The organism is Actinomycetota bacterium, from assembly GCA_036280995.1.
In the GTDB taxonomy this organism is placed as follows: Bacteria; Actinomycetota; CALGFH01; order CALGFH01; family CALGFH01; genus CALGFH01.
Genome location: DASUPQ010000636.1, coordinates 1 through 3,740, shown reverse-complemented (window position 1 = coordinate 3,740; position 3,740 = coordinate 1). Strand labels below are relative to the sequence as shown.

The window sequence follows — 3,740 nt, the reverse complement described above, 5'->3', positions numbered from 1 at the left end:
TGATGAGTGCTGGCCGATAACGAGGGTTGCGTCTCTCGAGCTGTGCCTCAGGCCTTGAGGTGGCGATTCGCCTGTGGCGGGTAGATGGTGCTCTCCAGGAGCCCGACCTGGAGGGCGCGCTCGATCGCCGTGCTGCGTGAGGAAGCGTTGAGCTTGCGGTAGATCGAGGTCGCCTCGCTCTTGACCGTGTGTTGGGACAGGTACAGTCGCTGGCTGATCTCCAGGAACGTGAGGTGGGTGGCGAGGTAGGGAAGCAGCCGGAGCTCTGCCGCCGTCAGGCTCATCGCCCAGGCGCCGACCGGGCTGGAGGTCGCCGCCACGCGTTCGCGCAGCTCCCGCACCTCCTGGGCGAGGGAGCCGACGTGTGGGCGGTGCTCGAGCACCTGTTCGGTTTCGGTCAAGACCGTGCGGGCGGCGGCGGCCTCGCCCAGTGCGAGGTGGGCGCGGGTGAGCTCAAGGCCGACCTGGATGGTGTACCAGGGGGCGCCGTAGTCGAGCAGGGGCCGCAGGCGGTGGACGCGCAACAGTGTCTCGCGGGCATCGGCCTGCCGTCCTTCGTGGAGGGCGACGCGTGCCACCGCCGCATGCACGATGGCGCTCCCCGCGTAGTGGCCGAGACCGGTTTCCTCGACGCGGGCCTGGGCCTGGCGTGCGTGCCGTGCGGCCTCGTCCCAGGCACCCTGCCGCGCGGCGAGGAGCGCGAGCTCTGCCTGGGCCATGAAGGCGTCCTCAATGACGCCCAGGTCGACGGCCGCGGCCAGGTCGGCCCTCGCCAGGTCGGTGGCGCCGAGCAGCGCATGAGCGACACCCCGGATAAGCAGCGCGGTCGGTCGCCAGGGACTTGCCGGGGCAAACTGCTCGAGCGCGAGATGTGCGTCCGCGAGCGCACGCTCGACACCGTCCGGCATCATGAACGCACGCAGGATAGCGACCCAGGGCGCGATCGTGGCGCTGCCGTCCGAGAGCGGGATGGTCGAGGTGGCTCCCTCGGCAAGCGAAAGCCACCGTTGGGCCTCAGCCGGCCGCCCGGTCAACGCGCGAATCCAGGCCCCGAAGATCGCAAGCGCGGGGTACTGCACCAGCTCGTCGTGATCGAACCAGCTAAGCCACTCCTCTACGGTCGCCATGCGCCCGTCGTAATACAGCGGCAAGGCCAGCCGGTCGACCAGGCCGGCCAGGGTGGCGGTCTCGCCGGCGGCATGGCCGTAACGGACCGCCTCCTCGGCCAGATTGTTGGCCATGCACCAGGCCATCGCGCGGCGGTTGAGCTCCGCGACTGCTTCGGGGTCGCTACGCTTGAGCTCGTTTCGCAGTAGCTGGCCGAACAGGTGGTGGAAGCGGTACCACTCGCCCCGACGGTCGAGTGGCACGACGAAGCGGTTGGAACGCTCGAGCGACTCGAGGATGGACGCGGACCCCCTGGTCTGAAGCACGGCATCACACAGCCCGCCGCACATCCGCTCCAGCACCGAGGTATGCATGAGGAACCGAGCCTCGGCCTCCGGCAGGCGGGACAACAGCTCGAAGCGGAAGTAGTCGGCCACCAACCGATCCTCGCCGGTGAACGTCTCGACGCGCGCCGTACCTGGCGCTCCGGCCTGCAGCGACAGCGCGGCCAGGTACAAGCCAGCCGGCCAGCCTTCGGTTCGTTCAGTTAGGTCGGCCACCTGGGCCGCGTCGAGTTCGACACCCGCGCCACGCAACAGCGCCTGCGCCTCCTGCTCGTCGAGTCGCAGGTCGGCCACGCCGATCTCCTGCAGCCATCCCCGCGTCCGCCAGCGGGCCAGGGGCAGAGCTGGCGTCTCCCTGCTCGCGATCACGATCTGTGATCCTGACGGAACGTACTCGCATAATGCGGCGACCACGTCGAGGCAGGACGGGTTCCCGATGGTGTGCAGGTCGTCAAGCACCAGCACCAGCGGGCCCTCGAGCGTCGCCAGCGCTCCTCCGACGCGCGGGACACCGGTCGACCAGATCGATGCGCCCGGACCGGACAGGGCGTCGAACACCTCGGGCGCGACTGGCTCGACCCGGTGGATCGCGGCGGCGATGTACCGGAGGAACAGGACGCCATCGTCATCCCGCCCGTCCAGGGCGACCCACGCGAAGGGGCGCGGGTCCCTCTCGGACCACTCCGCGAGCAGCGTCGTCTTGCCGTACCCGGCGGGCGCGATCACGGTCGCAAAGGGCAGCCGCGATGCCCGCAACCGTTCGATCACGTCCTGCTTGGCCACGGTGCCGGGTCGGATCGTCGGCGCGCCGAGCTTCGCCTCAACGAGGTCGAACGGAACGTCCGCTACCGTCATAGAAACCAAAAATTAGCACAACGACTCTGTGGGGCGACGCCGGCGCCGCCCCGTGCCAGCGGCGATTCATGCCATCGGGTTTCTATGGTCAAAACGGCCAGTCAGCGGTGATGTCAACAAACCGGGTACGGCCGCCTTGTCGTCAGGCGATCGCTCTGTCGGCCAGGTCCCGCATCAGAACGACGCCTCCGGCTCCCGCCGACCGCACACCACCCGAAACATGGCCCGGGCGATGCCGCGCTCGGCGTGCCGCACCTGGGGTCGTCGGTGAGGTCACCGGCGAAGCTGACGCTGGTCTCGGTCATGGTGCGCCCCTTCCTGTTGCCCGGTCGGGCGGTCTGCCACGCCCTTGGACCGGGGGGACGGTGGACACTGAGGTCACGGGATAGGCCGAGCATCATGGTCACGCTCCGGTGCTGTGGAGCAGCCATCGCGGATGCTGACCGGCCCCGGGGCGCGACCTCTAGGACGTCGTGGTCCGATGCTTGGCGCATGGCGCAATCACCTGTTATGGGGGATGCGGCTCACCTGGCTCGGCTCTATGGTCGGCTCGGACTGTGGCAGTTGGCCCGGTGAGACCGGCCGCCCGGGGCGGGGAGGACCGGGCCCACCGGGCAGGCACTCAAGCAGGTGCGGAGCCCAGGCGCTGGCATTTCACCCCCGTTGGGGTGAAGTGCTCGATCGGCGGCGGGAGTGTTTGGTGGCGTCGGGAGCTCATCTGGGCTCGTGGGGCTTTGGCGAGGGGAGATGGGTCGCATGGCGTTGAACGAGTACAAGCCGGGCGCGGCGTTCCCGGGGGTGATCGGGCGGACGACGAGCGAGTCGAGCCCGGCGTGGCCGCAGCCGGTGCGGGCCGTGGCTGATGCCCCCAACGTCCTGTTTATCGTGTTGGATGACACCGGGTTTGGGCAGCTGGGCTGCTACGGCAGCCCGATCGCGACACCGAATCTTGACGCGCTGGCTGCCGGTGGGCTGCTGTACACCAACATGCACACCACGGCGCTGTGCTCACCCTCGCGGTCGTGCATCATCACCGGGCGCAACCACCACGCCAACGCGACCGCGGCGATCAACGAGCTCGCCACTGGCTATCCCGGCTACAACGGCAGCATCCCGTTTGAGAACGGGTTCTTGTCCGAGATGCTGTCCCAGCATGGCTACAACACCTACATGATCGGCAAGTGGCACCTGATGCCCTCGGAGTTCGAGTCAGCCGCCGGCCCGTACGACCGCTGGCCGCTGGGGCGCGGCTTTGACCGCTTCTACGGCTTCCTCGGTGGCGACACCAGCCAGTGGTATCCGGACCTGGTCGCCGACAACCACCAGGTCGAGCCGCCTAAGACCCCCGAGCAGGGCTACCACCTGACCGAGGACCTGGCCGACAAGGCGATCGGATTCATCGCCGATGCCAAGCAGGTCGCCCCCCACAAGCCG

Annotated in this window: 2 protein-coding genes; one reads left to right on the top strand and one right to left on the bottom strand. The window is 68.7% G+C overall.

The genetic code is table 11. From position 1 onward, the window contains the following. Positions 1-47: 47 nt before the first annotated feature. On the bottom strand, positions 48-2,306 hold the full coding sequence (locus VF468_21720; protein ID HEX5880908.1) for a LuxR C-terminal-related transcriptional regulator: 2,259 nt from the start codon (positions 2,304-2,306) through the stop codon (positions 48-50). Between the two features lie 756 nt (positions 2,307-3,062). Between VF468_21720 and VF468_21715 the strand changes: the two genes are divergently transcribed. Then, positions 3,063-3,740, top strand: a 678-nt coding sequence (locus tag VF468_21715) for a sulfatase-like hydrolase/transferase (GenBank protein HEX5880907.1), incomplete at its 3' end; no start/stop codon positions are given.